The organism is Paraburkholderia sp. BCC1885 (genome assembly GCF_900996235.1).
GTDB lineage: Bacteria > Pseudomonadota > Gammaproteobacteria > Burkholderiales > Burkholderiaceae > Paraburkholderia.
Window position 1 is genome coordinate 15,544 of the sequence record NZ_CAAJGM010000155.1, and the last position, 16,561, is coordinate 32,104.

Below are 16,561 nucleotides of genomic sequence, written 5' to 3' on the forward strand. Positions count from 1 at the left end.
AGCAGCCCTGATCGTCTGATGACGTCACCATTGCCGGCGCGCTTGCGGCACATCGCGCCCGCCGCGGCCTTGCTCGGCGCCTTGCTGTTCAGCGGCCTCGCGCGCGCCGACAACGCCGGGCCGGCGAACGTCACGCCGGTCGACAATAGCAGCACGTCGATTCATACGACCGTCCTGCCGCCGGGACCGTCCGCCAGCAACGCGACGCCGGCGGCGCCCAACACGGTGAGCCGTGGCGCCACCGGCGCGGTCTCGCAGATGCCCGCGCCGGCCAACGCGACGCCGGGCCAGGTGGTGGTGGGCGGCAAGGTGCCGGACGAGGCCACCAAGGCGGCCGTGCTGCAACGACTGCGCGACACATACGGCGCGGCCAATGTGGTCGATCAGATCGAAGTCGCCGACGTGGCGACGCCGCCGAACTGGGGTACCAATGTGCAGAAGCTGATCGGCCCGCAGTTGAAGCAGATCAGCAAGGGGCAGTTGAAAATCGACGGCACCGAGGTCGATGTCAAGGGCGAAGTGAGCAACGAGGCGCAGCGTCAGCAACTGGCGAGCGATATGGCGAACTCGCTAAATCCGACCTACACGATCAAGAACGGCCTGCGCGTGAGCGCGTCGCAACAGGGCCTGCTCGACCAGACGCTGGCGAACCGCACGATCGAATTCGAAACCGGCAGCGCGACGCTCACGCCGCAAGGCAAGGCCATTCTCGATCAGATGGCGGCGGTGCTGGCGAAGATGACCAACAACACCGTCGCGATCATCGGCCACACCGATAACTCCGGCAACCGCACCTCGAATATCGCGCTAAGCCAGGCGCGCGCGGATGCGGTCAAGGGCTACCTGGTGTCCAGGGGCATCCCGCCGCAGCAGTTGTCGACGACGGGCGTCGGGCCGGATCAGCCGATCGCGTCCAACGATACCAATGACGGCAAGGCAAGGAACCGGCGGATCGAGTTTCGGGCGGGGTTGGGGACGAGCGGGACCTGAGGGGTGTCGTAAAACCCGCTGGGGCTAGTGATTCAGCCCTAAAACGCTGAGGTAAGCGGCAAGCGAGCGTTGCACCGCGTTCGCCACCAACTGCGTGATACCCGTGTAGTCGCCGCTCACGCACGCCTCGTCGAGCGAGTCGTAGTAGGCCAGCCGGTCTTCTTTCTGGATGATCGCCGGAGGATAGCCGGCTTTCATCAACTCGAAGTTGAGAAGCAGGCGACCGGTGCGACCATTGCCGTCCACGAACGGATGAATCTTGACGAAGCGCGTGTGAAGTTCCGCCGCACCCTCGACGGGATGCAGCGCGTTAGCCTGCTCGTGCCATTCGATCAACGCGCGCATTTCCTCGGGCAAATGCAGAAAGTCGGGCGGCGTGGTGCTCGCGCCGGCAATCACGACATTTTCCTGACGGTAGCGGCCTGCTTCGGTCTGGTCGATGCCCTTGAGTACGAGGTTGTGAATATTGCGGATCTGCCATTCGCTCAACGCCTCGTTCTTCGCCACAATCGATTCGACATACAGAATGGCGTCACGGTGATTCGTGGCCTCGAAGTGTTCGCGCAGCGACTTTCCGCCGACCGTAATGCCTTCTAACACGACCTTGGTCTCACGCAACGTGAGCGTATTGCCCTCGATGGCGTTCGAGTGATAGGTCCATTCCAGCATCAGTTTTTCGCGCAACGACGCCAGCGTGTGTGCGGGCATCGGACGCACGGCATCCAGCCTGGCCTTGTCGGCATCGATTGCTTGCAGGAGCGCCGCGGTTTGGGAAGCCATCACGTTTCTTTTAAGGCACGAATCAGCGGGTTGGGGTCCGCCTATCATAGCACCGCGTTCCCACCCTCAATTGGGCGTGCATCCGGCGGCAACCACGCCCCTACTTCAATACCTCCGGCCCCGAAAACGGCGCCTTATCCGGCTCGGCCTGATACTTGTCCTGGATCGCGCTGACGCAGTTGGTGAATTGCGTCCGAAACGCGACCGGATTGTCGGCCGGTGGCGAGAGACCATCGGAACTGACGTTCCAGCCGTCGGCGGTACGAATGGCGTCGAGATCGAACGAATCATCGGCGCCGCTATCGAGGATCACCGATTCGCGTTTGTCGCCGCCCGGCAGATGCAGGATCGCCTCGCAACCCTGCTGCAGCCGTACCGGTCCGTGAGACCCCGAGTTGCCGAAAGGTGCGGCGTTGTCGGGCGCCGTGTGATACATGCGGAATGACGTGAACTGCGGCGGCATTGCCGAGGTCACGAATTGCACGTCAGACTGCGAAATGCCATCGCTGCAACCGGCCAGAACGCCAATTAGCGCTACCAGCGTAAGACGCGAACCCTGGCCCTTCGATGAAGCAACTGCGGTGAACATCCCCCCTCCTCGCTTTTCTGTTCCTTGCCGAACCGCAAGGCATCAGTAAAGTGAGGCTCTTGGGCTACAACCTATAACGGCAGCCCAAGGAGATATCTTTAGGGTGATTGGATGAAACCCACTACGGGCAGCGTTTTGCGGCCAGGCCCGCTTTGGCCTGTCTCGGCCGGTCTGAAATAAAAACTTCAATTGCTCTCGTCGGGCTTCACACCCAGCAACTCGCGGATATGCGCAAGCGAGCCATCGTCCTTGACGACGGTCGAGAGCCATTGATGCAGCGGCATCTCCGCCCATTCCGCGGCCTTGTCGGCCAGATACGCCGCCGGACTATGCGGCTCCGTGCTGCGAAAGAACTTCGCCACGGCGCGCAGTTGCGCCACCGCTTGCGCACGATTCTGGATGCCTGCAACGCCCACCTGCGGATTGCTCGATACGGTCGTCAACACGGGTTCCTCCCGTTGCGGTGAGTTCCTGAAACTGGGCTCGGCGCGCTCGACGGCTTCCGGCTTCTCCGCTTTCGCCACCGTCTCGGCCGTGACGCCAAGTTCGCGGGCAAAGCGCTCGGCGAGCCGGAATACCCCTTCATACGCGTCCTTCGCCTGGCGAAAGCTCGGCGCGGCATCGCCCGCGCGGTGGTCCAGCTCCTGTTCGAGCGCCAGCATGGCCGCTTCGAAGGCCTTCAGATCCGCCAGCAAGCCGGCGTAGAACGCCACCGGGCTCACGCGTCTGGACGCCTCGATCTGATCGATGGACGGCTTGCCGCGCGCGATATCGTCTGCGTGATCGGGGTCGCGTTTGATGGCCTGGGCGACGTGGGTCGCCACTTCCCAATCGACGGTGCTGTAGAGATTGCCCGGCGCCGCGGTCAGCGGCATGGCCCGCAACAGCTCGGCTGTGCGCCCCATCAGCCACGCGACATTGCCGAGGCGGTACTCCGCGCCGTCGCCCTCGGGCAACGGGTGCAGATGGTCCCAGAAACGCTGCGAAAGCCCTGTGATCAGTTTGTAGCCGTCGGTCAGACCCACCACGCCGTCTTCGATGGCGAGGCCTTCCGTGAGCCATACCGCGAGCCGCAAGTCTTTCGTTTGCGTCTTGAGCAGGCTCGTGCTTCGTTCGACCACGAACGGCCAGTCGGCTTCCTTGATCTCGGTGACCCAGTCGCCCTGATCGAGCGACGGGTCGTCGAAGCGCCGCGCATGCTGGATCGCGTCGAAGTCGGCGGAGAACAGCAGGTCGTCGCCGCAGGGCGAGGTTTCGCTAATCGGTTCCAGCAGCGTGTTGATGTTAGCGGGCATGAGCATGGCTGAAATGCAGTGAGTGCCTGGCTTCAGGCGTTAAAACAGGCCGGGCGATTCGCCCGCCTTCGACGATTCAAACGCTTCACACAACCGTGTATTCGAATTCACCGGCCTCGCTCGCGCGCACGGCAATCCGTTGGAGCGCCGTGCCGTCCGCGATCCGTTCCAGCACCTGTTGCGCTACTTCGGGCAACAGCGTGCCGTTAAGAATGTGATCGACGTTGCGCGCACCCGAATCCACTTCGGTACAACGCGCCAGCACCGCATCCACCAGCGATTCGTCCCATTCGAACACCGCCTTGTGATTCGACTCGATGCGCCGGCGAATCCGTTCCAGCTTCAGTTCGATGATTTCCGCCAGCACGTCGTCGGAAATCGGATAGTACGGCACCACCTTCATGCGACCGAGGAACGCCGGCTTGAACGCCTTGTATAGTTGCGGCCGCAACGTTTCGGCCAGTTCGTCGGCGCTCGGCAACTCTTCTTCGCTCTTGTTGAGACAGGCCTGCATCACTGCTTGCGAGCCGACGTTCGAGGTCAGGATGATCAGGGTATTGCGGAAGTCGATCTCGCGGCCTTCGGCGTCGTCCATGGTGCCTTTGTCGAACACCTGGAAGAACATTTCCAGCACGTCCGGATGGGCCTTTTCGACTTCATCGAGCAGCACGACGGAATACGGATTGCGCCGCACCGCTTCGGTCAGCACGCCGCCCTCGCCATAACCGACGTAACCCGGCGGCGAGCCCTTGAGCCCCGACACGCTATGCGCCTCCTGATACTCGCTCATGTTGATGGTGACCATCTTGCGTTCGCCGCCGTACAGGATGTCGGCGAGCGCCAGCGCCGTTTCGGTTTTGCCCACCCCCGACGGGCCGACGAACATGAATACGCCGCGCGGCTTGTTCGGGTCTTCGAGATTCGCGCTCGCGGTACGCACGCGCTGCGCGATCGCGTCGAGTGCATGGTCCTGGCCGATCACGCGCGCGGCGAGCAGCGGCTGCAGGTTCAGCACGGTCTGAATTTCGTCCTTGACCATGCGGCCAAGCGGAATCCCCGTCCACGAGGCGACGATCTCGGCCACCACATGGCCGTCGACCTGCAGCGGCACCATCGGCTGAGCGCCTTGCAGGGCGTGCAATTCGCTCACGCGCATGGCGAGCGTCTCACGCGCCGACGCCGCTTTTTCAGCCTGTTCGGCATCGGCGCTGCGGCCGCGCGCCGCGTCGATCTGCCCGCGCAGTTCGCCGATCTCCGACACGAGCGCGCGCTCCTTGTCGTAGCGCGCTTCATTGACGGCCAAGGTCGCGACGTCCGTTTCGCGCAGGCCGCGCAATTCGGCAAGACGCTCCTCGTGGACCGCACCGCTCGCGACTTCCCGCTCGAGCGCGGCCACTTCGGCGTCGATGCGTTCGATACGCTTCTTCGCATCGTCGATCGCAGCCGGCGTCGAGCTATGCGCCAACGCCACTTTCGCGCAGGCCGTATCGAGCACGCTGATTGCCTTGTCCGGCAACTGACGCCCGCTGATATAGCGATGCGACAGGCGCACGGCTTCGGTAATGGCATTGTCCAGCACGCGCACGTTGAAATGCCGCTCCATCAGCGCCGCCATGCCGCGCAACATGGACGCCGCCAGCAGCTCGTTCGGCTCTTCGATCTTCACCACCTGAAAACGCCGCGCGAGCGCCGCGTCTTTTTCGAAGTATTTCTTGTATTCGCTCCAGGTGGTCGCGGCAATCGTGCGCAATTCGCCGCGTGCGAGCGCCGGCTTCAGCAGGTTCGCCGCATCGTTCTGTCCGGCCTGGCCGCCCGCGCCGATGATCGTATGCGCCTCGTCGATGAACAGAATGATCGGATGCGCGCTCTTCTTGACCTCGTCGATTACGTTTTTGAGGCGGTTTTCGAATTCACCCTTGACGCTTGCACCCGCCTGCAACAGGCCCATATCCAGCACGTGCAAGGCCACGCCTTTGAGCGGTGCGGGCACATCCTCGGCGGCGATGCGCAAAGCCAGCCCTTCGACCACCGCCGTTTTGCCGACGCCCGCTTCGCCCGTCATGATCGGATTGTTCTGGCGGCGGCGCATCAGGATGTCGATGGTCTGGCGAATCTCCGCCTCGCGGCCGATCACCGGATCGATATGGCCGTCGCGGGCGCGCTGCGTCAGGTTGGTCGTGTACGTGTCGAGCGCGGGCGTTCTGGACGGGCCGCCGGTCTGCGCGGATTGCTGTGGATCGGCTGCGGCGTCGCCGCTGTCATCGGCTCCCGTCGCATGACTGCGTTCCGCTTCGCATGAACCGACCGTCAGTTCATCGAACTTATGCTTGAGATCGGTCAGCCGCACTTCGCGCAACAAGGGCGACATGCGCTGTGCAAACTGCGCCAGATCCGGCGCGCTCAGCAGGGCCAGCAGCAGATGTCCCGAACGGATGCGGCCAATCTGCGAGTCGAGCGACGCCACCAGCCACGCCTGCTCGAATAGCGCGATCAGATGCACGGAAAACACCGGCGTGCGTGTATTGCCGGTTTTCAGCCGCTGCAATTCGCGTTCGAGGTCCGCACGCAACGCATGCGCATCGATGCGGCTCGCGCGCAGCACGAGCGACACGTCGCCTGCCGGCTCGTCGAGCAAGGCCAGAAACAGATGCTCGAGATCCACCTCGTAGTGACCGCGTGACAGGCAGTTGCTGGCGGCCCGCTCGGTGGCCTGGCGGCAGGTCGGGTTCAGTTTCGCAATCAGGGTCTTGAGGGGCGTGCTCATGTCGTGCGGTCCAGGTCCTGTTCGTATCGTGACGTCGTGTGGTCTTGCCGGATTCAGTGGATGACGTGCAGTTCATAACGCGCATCCGCGCGGTCGCGCTCGGCCTCGTGAGTGCACAGAAACGCATCCCAGCCGAGCCGTGCGCCCCGGCCGAGCTGGATCGGGCCCACTTCCGCGCGGCGCAGCACCAGCGAGACTTCGTATTCGAGCGTGACGCCGGCGAGCAGCGTGAGCATCCGTTCCAGCGCAATGGCGCGCTCGGCACCCGGAAGAAATGCTTCGTAGTCCTTTTTGTCGAGCGGACCGATCACGAGGCGCGCCCGCATGTCGCGCTGCCAGACCCGCTCGCCCGCGAGCGCGGTCGCGCCCAGCGTGGCGTTGACGCTGCCGAGCACCGTCAACTGATCGTGCGGCACGTCGTACCATTTGCCGACAAACTGATCGACACGCACTGGCACTTCGAAGTATTCGGACAACGTGCGCTGCAAATATGCAGCCGACACCGGCCGATGCCGCGCCGCCAGCGCGTAGCCCGCAATCGCTTCGTCGAACAGCGCGCCGTCGCCCTGTTGCAGAGTGCCGCGCGTGTCGGCATCCGCGACGCCGGCAAGCGCCAGCAACAACGGCAGATAGCGCTCGTCACGATCCAGTTCGTAGTGAAACGGCAGCCGGTATTTTTTCCACGCCGAGTAAAACAGCGCGGTCGCACGATTCGAGAAAACGTCGAAGAATTCGCGCGCCGCCCGGTCGCGTCGCAACTGCTCACGTGCGATGATCTGCTCGGTGTAATGCAGCGGCAGCGCGCCCTGCCCGCCCAGCAGCCCGAAAAACGCCGGCGTGATGTCGACCTTGCCAAGCGTGCCGTCTTCGACTGCGCTGTCGCGCTGCGGCTTGTCCTTGAGCGCCGCGCCCTGATCGTCGTAGGACTGCGCGCCCTGAATCTCGCTGGGCGGAAAGCCGAGCGAGAGTGTGTTACGAAACGCGATTCGCTGCGCGACGATTTCGCCGGGACGAGTGGAGTTATTTGTGGCGAACCACTTCTCGAGGATTCGCACCGCCTGAAAAAACTGGAAACGATGCGGCTCGTCGAGCAGTTGCCCGATTACGCCAGGATCGATTCGCCGCTGCGGGGTTTGCATCGCAGGATCTCCTCGCCGGTGCGCTTCGACACGACGACCAGTTGCACAAAGCTGTTCAGATGCACGTACAGCCCAAAAAACGTGTCGATCACGCGCACGAACGATGCGAGGCTCGTGCCTACGAAATGGTCCTCGTCGATCGTCAGGCGAATTTCCATGCCACGCACGAAGGTGGCAAACGGTTTGCCGGGCAGCCATTGCACCGCCGCGCGCTGCTCGATGCCCACCAGCCCGTCGATATGCCGCGCCGACACCGCCGTGCGCCGCACGTCGTACAGCACCAGCATTTCCTTGAGCGCGGCGAGCCCGCTGCTGGCAAGCGAGACGTGATTGAGCGCCAGATGCGAAATCAGCCGCCAATGCACCGCACGACCGCGTTCGAAGCGCACGCTCGGCGTGGGCCGGCGCAGCATCGAAATATTGCCGGTCAATGAGCCGCCTTCGAGGAACAGATCGCCGCCTTCGAGACCCATGGCGAGTCCCGCCGGCAGATCGCGATTGGTACAGGTCAGCTCGAGACTCAGCGTATCGGTTTGCGGCGCGGCTGGTTCGAAGTCGATATCGACGATCGAGATTTCCGTTTCATAGCCGGGGCTTTTCTGCGCCACCCAGTCGTTGCGGCGCGCGAACCAGTAATGTCCGGCGCGCTGTTTTTCGCCGTGATGCAGCGAGTAAAACGGCCTGAATTCGATCACCGATTCTTCATGCGCCTGCTGCCTGACGAGCTTGACCGAGTCGATCGAATAGACGTCGTAGGCAAAAGCGCGCCGCGCTTCGGCAATCACCGGATACGAAACGGCCTGATGCGTCAGACGGATCGGCTCGCCGTGCTGTTTGAACAGGTTCACCACCGGCGTGCAAAACAGCCGGAAATGCTGCGCCGACAACGAATCGAGCAGACGTGCGACGTGCGAGTCGCTGCGCACATCCTTGAGCACGACGTGCAGCGTCAGACGGCTGCAACGACCGCTCGCACGCGTCATCGCGGCCAGATCGAAGTCGACGAAATTGAATTTGTCGGGGAACGCAAAGTATTCCGTGAGCAGCCGATACGCCGGATGCGACTTGGCCGGATAATCGATCAACGCGTCCGCTTCGTCGAAACCGGCCTGCGCGAGCGGAGAATTGCGCAGCGCGGTCCACACGCCGCAGCGGTCGGCCTCCACATAGCTGGCCAGCGCGTTGACAAACAGGCAGTCGGTCAGGCCCGCGATAAACGACTGTTCGCCGTGCAGATGCGTGCGTAGATTGCCGAGCTTCAGCGCGCCCAGATCGAGTTGCGCCGCGGTCGATTCGAACGTGATCGAGACGATCGCCGAGGCATTGCCGGGCAGCACGGTCGCGCTCGGCGCCATCGCCACCGAGGTGTACTTCGCCTCCGAGATGCGGAGCGGCGCCAGCGTCACGTCGTAGGCGGTGCGAAAGCGGCATTGCACGCCGCGAATCGCCCGCGATTTCAGTTCGGTGCCGCGCTCGATGGTGGCCGGCTCGGTCAGATGCGCGAACGCGCCCGAGGTGCCGAGCTGCGCAATCGAACACGAGGGAAACGGCCGCAGATAATGCGGATACAGCACTTCCAGCAGGGCTTCGGTGAATTCGGGGTAATCGTCGTCGAGCTTCTTGTTGATACGTGCGCCGAGCAGCGCGAACGACTCGATCATCCGCTCCACGTGCGGATCTTCGCAATGCTCACCGGACATCGCCAGCCGTGCGGCGATCTTCGGATAACGATTGGCGAAATCGTTCGAGTAGCGCCGCAGGAATGCCAGTTCGCGCTCGTAATACGGCAGCAGTTCTTCCATCAACCTATCCCCGGACCTGACACTTCCACGCCGCCGTGGCGCGTGACGGCGGCCAGCAAGCTGGTTTTAAAGCTTCGCGCGGGCGCGCGATACGGAATACTGCAACGTCGATGGTTGCAGCATCGCGTCGAAACTCACCGGTTCTTCCGCCGGATGCACGACCAGCAGCGCCTGAATGGCAAAATTCAGCGCGTTGGTGGATTGTTCGTTCAGTTCGAGCGTGACTGCAACCTGCTTCAGGCGCGGCTCGTGCCGCGCGATGGCCTGCTGAATCGATTTGCAGATGAAGGTACGGTCATAATGGCTCGCGAGGCTCAGGCCCGCGAAGTCGTTCAGACCATACGTCAACACCGAACGCTGACACTCGGGCAGCGCGGCCAGTTCGTGTTCGGTCAGGGCGATCCGCGTATTCAGAATCGCCTCGACGTCGCGCGCCACGGTTGCCTTCAGCTCTTCCAGCGACAATTGCCGCATCGCCGGAGAAGCCGGCAAATGCGGTTCGTCGTCGAACAGCTTGTCGAGGAAGCTCGGTTCGAATCGTTTCATCAGGTGCCGAAGAAGTGCTGCAAAACGCCGCGCGGCGTCCGCGGGTCGAGTACGGACGCCGCGCCGCCCATCAGACTGCGTATGTCTTGTCGTTCTTCGTCAGGCTCCACGCGCCCTGCGCGTTACCACCCTGATTGCCGCCGATCTTCTGCTGCGTGTACTTCCACTGCACCGCCGCGTACTTCAGCGAGAACTGCTCGTTCGGCAGCGACACGCCCGGCGCGTCGCTCGTGCCGGTGGTGACCGTGGGCGAACCCACGCTCGGCGCCACGCTCGAGATGATCACGTACTTCAGCTTCACTTCCAGATACTTGATGCGGTTGCCTTCGCCGTCCGAGCGCATGAAGTCGACCGTCACCTCGTCGAACGTCGTGCCGCCCGAAGCGTGTTGATACAGCAGCGGGCTAACCACGTCGATGTCTTTGGTGAAGACCATGTCGCCATGCTCGCAGCGCTCCGCCGTATGGCCGCCGGCTGTCGAAGCCGTTGCCGAACGCGGTTGCGTGATCGAGTGATTCCACGAATCGATTTCGATCCAGCCCTGGTGATCCTTATCGGCGGACTCGCCCTTGATCGCCGGATTGCCGAATTTTAAATAGATGTCCTTCATAACTCATCGACTCCCCAAAGAGGTGGTTTTGACAGTCAGCCCGGACGACCTGCCCGGGCATACTGACTTCATTTATGAATTTGCCGGTTTCGGCAGGTCAGCAACAAGACGCAAAGAGATCGACAGCTCGTCCAGCTGGAAGTGCGGACGCAGGAAGGCGACCGAACGATACGCGCCGGGTTTGCCCGGAATCTCCGAGACCTGTATGGATGCCTCGCGCAGCGGGAACTGCGCCTTCTGCTCCTGCGTGGCGTTGTCGTCGAGCAGGACGTATTGCGAAATCCAGCGATTCAGGAACACTTCGACGTTCTGCGCCGAGGCGAAGCTGCCGATCTTGTCGCGCATCATCGCCTTCAGGTAGTGCGCCACGCGCGACACCGAGAAGATGTACTGCAACTGCGCGGACAGAACGGCGTTGGCGTTGGCGCTATCGGTGCTGTACTTCTTGGCCTTTTGCACCGACTGCGCGGCGAAGAACGCGGCGTAGTCCGAATTCTTGCAGTGCACGAGCGGAATGAAGCCGAGGTCGCTCAGTTCCTTTTCGCGGCGGTCGGTGATGGCGATTTCGGTCGGGCATTTCAGCGCCACTTCGCCGTCGTCGGTCTTGAAGGTATGGGTGGGCAGGTCTTCGACCAGACCACCGCCTTCCACGCCGCGAATCGCCGCGCACCAGCCGAAGTCGTCGAACGCTGCCGTCAGGCGCGCGGCAAACGCCCACGCCGCGTTACACCACAGGTACTTGCTGTGATCGGTACCGTCCACCTCTTCGACGAAGTTGAAGCCTTCCGCCGTGGCGCCGTCTTTCGGATTGAACGGCAGACGGCCGAGAAAACGCGGCAGCGTCAAACCGACATAACGCGAGTCTTCGGAATCGCGGAACGACTTCCACTTGGCGTATTCGACGGTATCGAATACCTTGCCGAGATCGCGCGGCTTGCCGAGGTCGGCAAAGGTTTCGAGACCCAGCAGTTCCGGCGAAGCCGAGGCGATGAACGGCGCGTGCGCCGCTGCGGCCACGTGCGCCATCTGCTCGATGAAATAGACGTCTTCCGGCTGACGCGTCACTTCGAAGTCGCCGATGATGGTGCCGAACGGCGCGCCGCCGAAGGTGCCGAACTCTTCTTCGTAGACCTTTTTGAAGAGCGCGCTCTGGTCGAATTCAATCGCGTTCTTGAAGTCGCGCACCAGGTCGCGCTTGGGTGCATGCAGCGCCTTGATCTTGACGGTCGAGCCGGTGTTGCTTTCCTTGCACAGGTAGTCAAGACCGCGCCAGGTGCCTTCCAGCCGCTGGAATTCGGGCGCGTGCATCACCGCGCTCAATTGCGCCGAGATCAGCCGGTCGAGTTCGGCCACGCGGGCGTCGATGGTGGCCGACAGGTTGTCGGAGACGATCACCGTGCCGTCGAGCACCTGATGCACGAGTTCGCCGATCAGGTCTTTCGCGCGCGCGTGCTCCGAATCGGACTTCGCCACCTTGCTCTTCTCGACGATCTGGTCGAGCAGCGAGGTTTCCGTGCCGCCTTGCACATTGGCCAATTGGGCCGCTGCCGTTTGCTGGTTCATCTCACACCCCGTGCTTATTCGCCCTGCTGATCTTTATCCGGCGCGCTGCCGTGCTGTTCTTCGCCTGCATCGCCCTGGCTCTTCGCGAGGGCCTGCAGTTGCTGGGTATTCGTGAGCACTTCGCTCAGCAGGTCTTCGAGCTTGTCGTTGCCCGCGAGCTTGTTGCGCAGGTCCGCGAGCTTCGAGCGGGCGTCGAGCAGGCACCGCAGCGGCTCGATCTGCGCCACCACTTCGTCCGGGCTGAAGTCGGCCATGGAGCGAAACCGCAGGTCCACCGCAAATCGGCCACCGGCTTCGCTCAGGCGGTTTTCCACCTGAAAAGCCGCGCGCGGTTCGATGCCTTTCATCACGTCGTCAAAATTGTCGCGGTCGATATTGACGAACTTGCGATCGCGCAGCTTCGGCTGCTCCACTTCGGATTGCCCGGCGAGATCGGCCACCACGCCGACGACGAACGGCAGTTCCTTGATTTCAATGGCATCGCCGCGTTCGACCTCATAGGTCAACTGAACGCGCGGCGGCCGCACTTTTTGCAAGCGCTTCTGAATGCTTTCTTTCTTCGCCATCGTCGGCTCCCGGAGGCAGGTGGTCTTGCGTGTGAATTAGCGAAGTGCGCTGAACGGGTCGGACGCACCGCCGCTCTGGGCTGCCTTGGCAGGCGCGGCCGGGGCAGCGGGCGCGGACGGCACGGCGGGCGCCGGCGCGTTAGCTGCGGCTGTGTTTGCGGCCGCGCTGCTGCTGGCGGCATCCGCCGCCGGCTTCCTGACGGCACGCCGCACGTACTTTTTCTTGACGACCGGCTTGTCGGAATCGTCCGGCGGGAACAAGGTGGCTTCGCCGAGCGTGTCGCGCAGTTCCTTGGCGAGCGCCTGGGCGTCGGTCTTGGCATCGCCCGCGAGCGACGCATCCTGGCGCAGTTCGCCAAGCGACTGCGTGGCGACGCGCAGACCAGCGACGGCCAGCACGCTCTTCGCCTGACGGTCGGTCTGATCGCGCTGCAGGGCTTCCTGCGCGTCGACGATGGCCTGGCCGTAATGCCCCTGGGTGAACTGGATCTGCGCCATGCGCGACCACGGTTCTTCGCGCGTCGGATCGGTCTTGGCTAACTGCTGGTAAAGGCCCATGGCCTTGTCCTGGTCGCCCGCCTTGGCGACGGTATCGGCGTCGGCCAGCGACTTGTTGAAAGCCTCCGGCGTGGTCGCGACGTTATTGCCTTGGGTTGCACATCCGGCAATCACGCCACATGCCAACACCACCCCTGATAGTTTTACAAAGAGACGCTCTTTCATCGCTTTTTCACCGACGTGCGAGTTTTTTAATTCAAGGAAAAACCGGAGTTTTGCTTTGCTTCAAGTGCGCGGGTATAGTACAGGTCAATTTTTGATAATTCAACTTTCGTGTGACAAAGCATTGCATGAAAAAACCGTATTGGGAACATGCAAGGACCGAAATAAGAAATAGTTTCCGGGCATAAAGTCCCGCATTCTCGGGTGCGGAACTTTTTTCCGCCCATTGGAATGGGGTTGTACGGCTAATCAATGCGTACTGCATAGAAATGGCGTACCACCCGGATGGTTTTGCTTAATCGCGATTTGACGGGGGCGATCGGCAAAGAACCGATCGGTGTAAATGAATTCGCGCCTTATTCGTTATGCATCGCTGCTCGCTGCATGCGTGTCGCTGGCCGGCTGCGCCGCTGCCGTTCCCATGCTCGGGTCGGCCGCCTCCGCCGCCTTGCAGGCCACCGGGCTCGGCAAGCCGGACCTGCCGGATGCCCAGAAACCGCCGCGCAATATAGGTTTGACGCTGTATGCCGCGCAAAATCTGAACGCCGCCAACGACCAGCGGCCGCTCTCGCTGATCGTCCGCCTGTACGTGCTGAAAGATCCCACGTCGTTCCAGCAGGCGCCGTTCGACACATTCACCGATCCAGCCAAAGAGAAAACCACCTTGGGCGGCGATTTGCTCGGTGTACGGGAAGTAACGCTGATTCCCGGTCAGCATTACACGGTCACCGAGAAGGTATCGCAAGAAGCGCAGGCATTCGGTATCGTCGCGTTATTCCGCGACCCGGCAATGCAGCGCTGGAAATTCGCCTTCGATCCGAAGAAGTCCGAGAAATCCGGCATAATGATCGGCCTGCATAACTGTGCAATGACCGTGACCAACGGCACTGTGATCCCAGCCGATCAGGCAATGCCGGTTCAATCGTTAAATATGCTGTCTTCGGTAAGCTGTGGCTAAATATGCATTTGAATGGCGATTTAACCGTATTTGACGATTTAACAATTGCAGGGGCCGATCCGGTTATCGCCCGGCGTGCCACCCGCTTGATGCATATAACAGGTTCGAGATGAGTTATTCGGCAAAGGTGCTCTGGGGAGAAGGCCTGTTTCTCAGGCCGCAGCATTTTCAGCGTCAGGACGCCTATCACGAGGCGCGTCTGTTCGAATCGATTCAGGCCATTCAGCCTTACAACTGGGGCGTGCGCTCGGTGAAGTTCGACCGCGACGCGCTCGGCAGCAACGTGCTGCGCGTGAGCGAACTGTCGCTGGTGTTTCCGGACGGCGCGCTGTACTCCGCGCCGCAAGCCGACGATCTGCCGCCGCCCATCGCGCTCGACACGCTGCCCGACGGCATCAACGAATTCACGTTTTATCTGGCGCTGCATCCGGTGCGCGAGACCGGCGCGAACTACTCGCCGGACCGCAACTCGGGCTTCGTCTCGCGCTACGTCAGCGAGCAGTCGCCGGTTGCCGATCACTTCACGGACGCGGCCGAAGCCGACATCACGTTCCTCAAGACCCGCGTCAAACTGATCGCGCATAGCGAGCCGCGCGACCAGCTGCTTTCGGTGCCGCTCGCGCGCGTGCGCCGCACCGCGACCTCGGGCTTCGAATTCGACGACAGCTTCGTGCCGCCGTCGCTTGCCATCGACGCGTCGCCGATTCTGCATCAACGTCTGCGGCAGCTGATCGACGCGCTGCAGGCGAAGGTCAACGCGCTGTACGGTTTTCACCGCGAGCCGACCAAGAACATCATCGAATTCCGTTCGGGCGACATCGCCTCGTTCTGGCTGCTGCATACGGCGAACGCGGCCTTTGCGTCGCTCGCGCATCTGTATCAGCACGCCGCGCTGCACCCCGAGCGGCTGTTTCAGGAACTACTGCGTCTGGCCGGCCAGTTGATGACCTTCTCGAAGGGCTATGCATTAGCCGACCTGCCCGCCTATCGTCACGACGATCCGGGTCCGGGCTTCGCGCGTCTCGACACGATTCTGCGCGACCTGCTGGAAACGGTGATCTCCACGCGCTACTTCGCGATTGCACTGGACGAAGTGCGGCCGTCGTTCCACGTGGGCCGCATCGACTCGGGCAAGATCGACGACAAGACCATGTTCTATATCGCGGTCTCGGCGGACATGCCCACCGTTGAACTCGTCGAAGCCGTGCCGGCGCGCTTCAAGGTCGGCGCCCCGGACGACGTCGACAAGCTGGTGCTCTCGGCCATGCCGGGCGTGCGGCTCGTCTACACGCCACAGGTGCCGCCCGCCATTCCGGTGCGCCCCGGCGCCTGCTACTTCTCCTTCGAATCGCGCGGCGCGCTGTACGACCGCATGCTGCAAGCCCAGTCGGCCATGATCTACGCGCCGTCCGGAATCAACGATCTCAAACTCGAACTGATCGCCGTCACATCATGAGCTACGCGCCCTCTCTGTTTGGCGGCAGCACGCCGTCCGTCACGCCCGCCCCCACGGTCGAGCCGACCTATCAGGTTCGCTCGCTGCTCGATCTGCTGTACGACGGCTTTTTCATGCTGTTTTTGCTGAAGAACGGCCGGGAACCTGGGGATGCTAACGAATTCAGCCAGCGCATCCAGCAGTTTCTCGGCGATTTCGAGCGCGGCGCAAAAAAGCTGAACGCTTCCGCCGACGACGTGTATGCGGCGAAGTTTGCGTTCTGCGCGGCGGTGGACGAGTCGGTCCTGTCGTCGACCTTCAAGATCCGCACGGAATGGGAACGGCGGCCGCTGCAACTGATCTTGTTCGGCGAGCAACTGGCGGGCGAAAAGTTTTTCCACTACCTGGAAGAATGCCGCGCGCAGGGCGCGGCGCGCCTGCAGTCGCTGGAGGTGTTTCATATGTGCCTGCTGCTCGGCTTCCAGGGCAAGTATCTGCTGGAAGGGCCGGAGAAGCTGGCTTACCTGACCGCACGCATCGGTGATGAAATCGCGCATCTGAAGGGCAAGCGCGCGCCGTTCGCGCCGCATTGGCCGCTGCCGGATCAGGTCGCGCACCGTCTGAAGCGCGAGGTGCCGTTGTGGAGCATCGGCGCGGTGTTCGCGCTGGTAGCGCTGCTGGCGTTTCTCGGTTTGAACAGCTATCTGCGCGACAGCACGCTGCACACGCTCGCGCCGTACTCGCAGATCATCAAGCTCGGCCCGCAATCGGCCAATCTGACGATCTCGCTGCCGTAGGCTCTCT

15 protein-coding genes are annotated in these 16,561 nt (G+C 62.4%); 4 read left to right on the forward strand and 11 right to left on the reverse strand.

Going from position 1 to position 16,561, the window contains the following annotated elements:
• The first annotated feature begins 18 nt into the window (after window positions 1–18).
• Window positions 19–990, forward strand: a complete 972-nt coding sequence (locus tag FQ755_RS15050) for an OmpA family protein (protein ID WP_144155696.1) — start codon at window positions 19–21, stop codon at window positions 988–990.
• Between the two features lie 24 nt (window positions 991–1,014).
• On the opposite strand, the gene FQ755_RS15055 is transcribed toward FQ755_RS15050, so the two are convergent.
• The 11 genes from FQ755_RS15055 to FQ755_RS15105 all read right to left on the reverse strand — a co-directional run bounded on the left by FQ755_RS15055 (window position 1,015) and on the right by FQ755_RS15105 (window position 13,367).
• Window positions 1,015–1,770, reverse strand: a complete 756-nt coding sequence (locus FQ755_RS15055; protein WP_144155472.1) for a Fic family protein — start codon at window positions 1,768–1,770, stop codon at window positions 1,015–1,017.
• A 100-nt stretch (window positions 1,771–1,870) separates the two neighbouring features.
• A complete protein-coding gene (locus tag FQ755_RS15060; RefSeq protein ID WP_144155474.1) occupies window positions 1,871–2,359 on the reverse strand; it encodes a hypothetical protein in 489 nt (162 codons plus the stop codon).
• A gap of 185 nt (window positions 2,360–2,544) precedes the next feature.
• The gene (gene tssA / locus FQ755_RS15065) at window positions 2,545–3,654 is read right to left on the reverse strand and encodes a type VI secretion system protein TssA (protein ID WP_144155699.1); all 1,110 of its coding nucleotides are present in this window, start codon (window positions 3,652–3,654) and stop codon (window positions 2,545–2,547) included.
• 85 nt (window positions 3,655–3,739) lie between these two features.
• Window positions 3,740–6,418: a type VI secretion system ATPase TssH gene (tssH, locus tag FQ755_RS15070; protein ID WP_144155476.1), complete on the reverse strand. Its 2,679-nt coding sequence runs from the start codon at window positions 6,416–6,418 to the stop codon at window positions 3,740–3,742.
• 53 nt (window positions 6,419–6,471) lie between these two features.
• Complete coding sequence (gene tssG / locus FQ755_RS15075) at window positions 6,472–7,557, reverse strand: type VI secretion system baseplate subunit TssG (protein WP_144155478.1); 1,086 nt, start codon at window positions 7,555–7,557, stop codon at window positions 6,472–6,474.
• Complete coding sequence (gene tssF / locus FQ755_RS15080) at window positions 7,521–9,359, reverse strand: type VI secretion system baseplate subunit TssF (RefSeq protein ID WP_144155480.1); 1,839 nt, start codon at window positions 9,357–9,359, stop codon at window positions 7,521–7,523. The genes tssG and tssF overlap by 37 nt, the downstream gene beginning before the upstream one ends.
• 66 nt (window positions 9,360–9,425) lie before the next feature.
• Window positions 9,426–9,905 (reverse strand): type VI secretion system baseplate subunit TssE, encoded by a 480-nt coding sequence (gene tssE, locus FQ755_RS15085; protein WP_144155482.1) that lies wholly within the window; start codon window positions 9,903–9,905, stop codon window positions 9,426–9,428.
• A gap of 70 nt (window positions 9,906–9,975) precedes the next feature.
• Window positions 9,976–10,515 (reverse strand): Hcp family type VI secretion system effector, encoded by a 540-nt coding sequence (locus tag FQ755_RS15090; RefSeq protein ID WP_144155484.1) that lies wholly within the window; start codon window positions 10,513–10,515, stop codon window positions 9,976–9,978.
• 72 nt (window positions 10,516–10,587) lie between these two features.
• A complete protein-coding gene (gene tssC, locus FQ755_RS15095; protein WP_144155486.1) occupies window positions 10,588–12,078 on the reverse strand; it encodes a type VI secretion system contractile sheath large subunit in 1,491 nt (496 codons plus the stop codon).
• A 14-nt stretch (window positions 12,079–12,092) separates the two neighbouring features.
• Entirely contained in the window at window positions 12,093–12,644 is a 552-nt protein-coding gene (tssB, locus tag FQ755_RS15100) for a type VI secretion system contractile sheath small subunit (RefSeq protein ID WP_144155488.1), read from the reverse strand.
• A gap of 36 nt (window positions 12,645–12,680) precedes the next feature.
• Window positions 12,681–13,367 (reverse strand): tetratricopeptide repeat protein, encoded by a 687-nt coding sequence (locus tag FQ755_RS15105; RefSeq protein WP_144155490.1) that lies wholly within the window; start codon window positions 13,365–13,367, stop codon window positions 12,681–12,683.
• 340 nt (window positions 13,368–13,707) lie between these two features.
• Between FQ755_RS15105 and tssJ the strand changes: the two genes are divergently transcribed.
• From tssJ to icmH, 3 genes are all read left to right on the forward strand, one after another.
• Window positions 13,708–14,322: a type VI secretion system lipoprotein TssJ gene (gene tssJ / locus FQ755_RS15110; RefSeq protein WP_144155492.1), complete on the forward strand. Its 615-nt coding sequence runs from the start codon at window positions 13,708–13,710 to the stop codon at window positions 14,320–14,322.
• Between the two features lie 109 nt (window positions 14,323–14,431).
• A complete protein-coding gene (tssK, locus tag FQ755_RS15115) occupies window positions 14,432–15,778 on the forward strand; it encodes a type VI secretion system baseplate subunit TssK (protein ID WP_144155494.1) in 1,347 nt (448 codons plus the stop codon).
• Window positions 15,775–16,554, forward strand: coding sequence for a type IVB secretion system protein IcmH/DotU (gene icmH / locus FQ755_RS15120; protein ID WP_144155496.1), 780 nt, complete (start codon window positions 15,775–15,777; stop codon window positions 16,552–16,554). Before tssK ends, icmH begins: the two co-directional genes overlap by 4 nt.
• Window positions 16,555–16,561 lie beyond the last annotated feature (7 nt).

Excerpts from the sequence above, each read along its gene's own strand:
- tssF (WP_144155480.1), bottom strand. The coding sequence starts at position 9,359 with ATGGAAGAACTGCTGCCGTATTACGAGCGCGAACTGGCATTCCTGCGG.
- tssE (WP_144155482.1), bottom strand. The coding sequence starts at position 9,905 with ATGAAACGATTCGAACCGAGCTTCCTCGACAAGCTGTTCGACGACGAA.
- FQ755_RS15050 (WP_144155696.1), top strand. The coding sequence starts at position 19 with ATGACGTCACCATTGCCGGCGCGCTTGCGGCACATCGCGCCCGCCGCG.
- FQ755_RS15060 (WP_144155474.1), bottom strand. The coding sequence starts at position 2,359 with ATGTTCACCGCAGTTGCTTCATCGAAGGGCCAGGGTTCGCGTCTTACG.
- icmH (WP_144155496.1), top strand. The coding sequence starts at position 15,775 with ATGAGCTACGCGCCCTCTCTGTTTGGCGGCAGCACGCCGTCCGTCACG.
- tssK (WP_144155494.1), top strand. The coding sequence starts at position 14,432 with ATGAGTTATTCGGCAAAGGTGCTCTGGGGAGAAGGCCTGTTTCTCAGG.
- FQ755_RS15090 (WP_144155484.1), bottom strand. The coding sequence starts at position 10,515 with ATGAAGGACATCTATTTAAAATTCGGCAATCCGGCGATCAAGGGCGAG.
- tssB (WP_144155488.1), bottom strand. The coding sequence starts at position 12,644 with ATGGCGAAGAAAGAAAGCATTCAGAAGCGCTTGCAAAAAGTGCGGCCG.
- tssG (WP_144155478.1), bottom strand. The coding sequence starts at position 7,557 with ATGCAAACCCCGCAGCGGCGAATCGATCCTGGCGTAATCGGGCAACTG.
- tssC (WP_144155486.1), bottom strand. The coding sequence starts at position 12,078 with ATGAACCAGCAAACGGCAGCGGCCCAATTGGCCAATGTGCAAGGCGGC.
- tssH (WP_144155476.1), bottom strand. The coding sequence starts at position 6,418 with ATGAGCACGCCCCTCAAGACCCTGATTGCGAAACTGAACCCGACCTGC.
- FQ755_RS15055 (WP_144155472.1), bottom strand. The coding sequence starts at position 1,770 with ATGGCTTCCCAAACCGCGGCGCTCCTGCAAGCAATCGATGCCGACAAG.
- tssA (WP_144155699.1), bottom strand. The coding sequence starts at position 3,654 with ATGCCCGCTAACATCAACACGCTGCTGGAACCGATTAGCGAAACCTCG.
- tssJ (WP_144155492.1), top strand. The coding sequence starts at position 13,708 with ATGAATTCGCGCCTTATTCGTTATGCATCGCTGCTCGCTGCATGCGTG.
- FQ755_RS15105 (WP_144155490.1), bottom strand. The coding sequence starts at position 13,367 with ATGAAAGAGCGTCTCTTTGTAAAACTATCAGGGGTGGTGTTGGCATGT.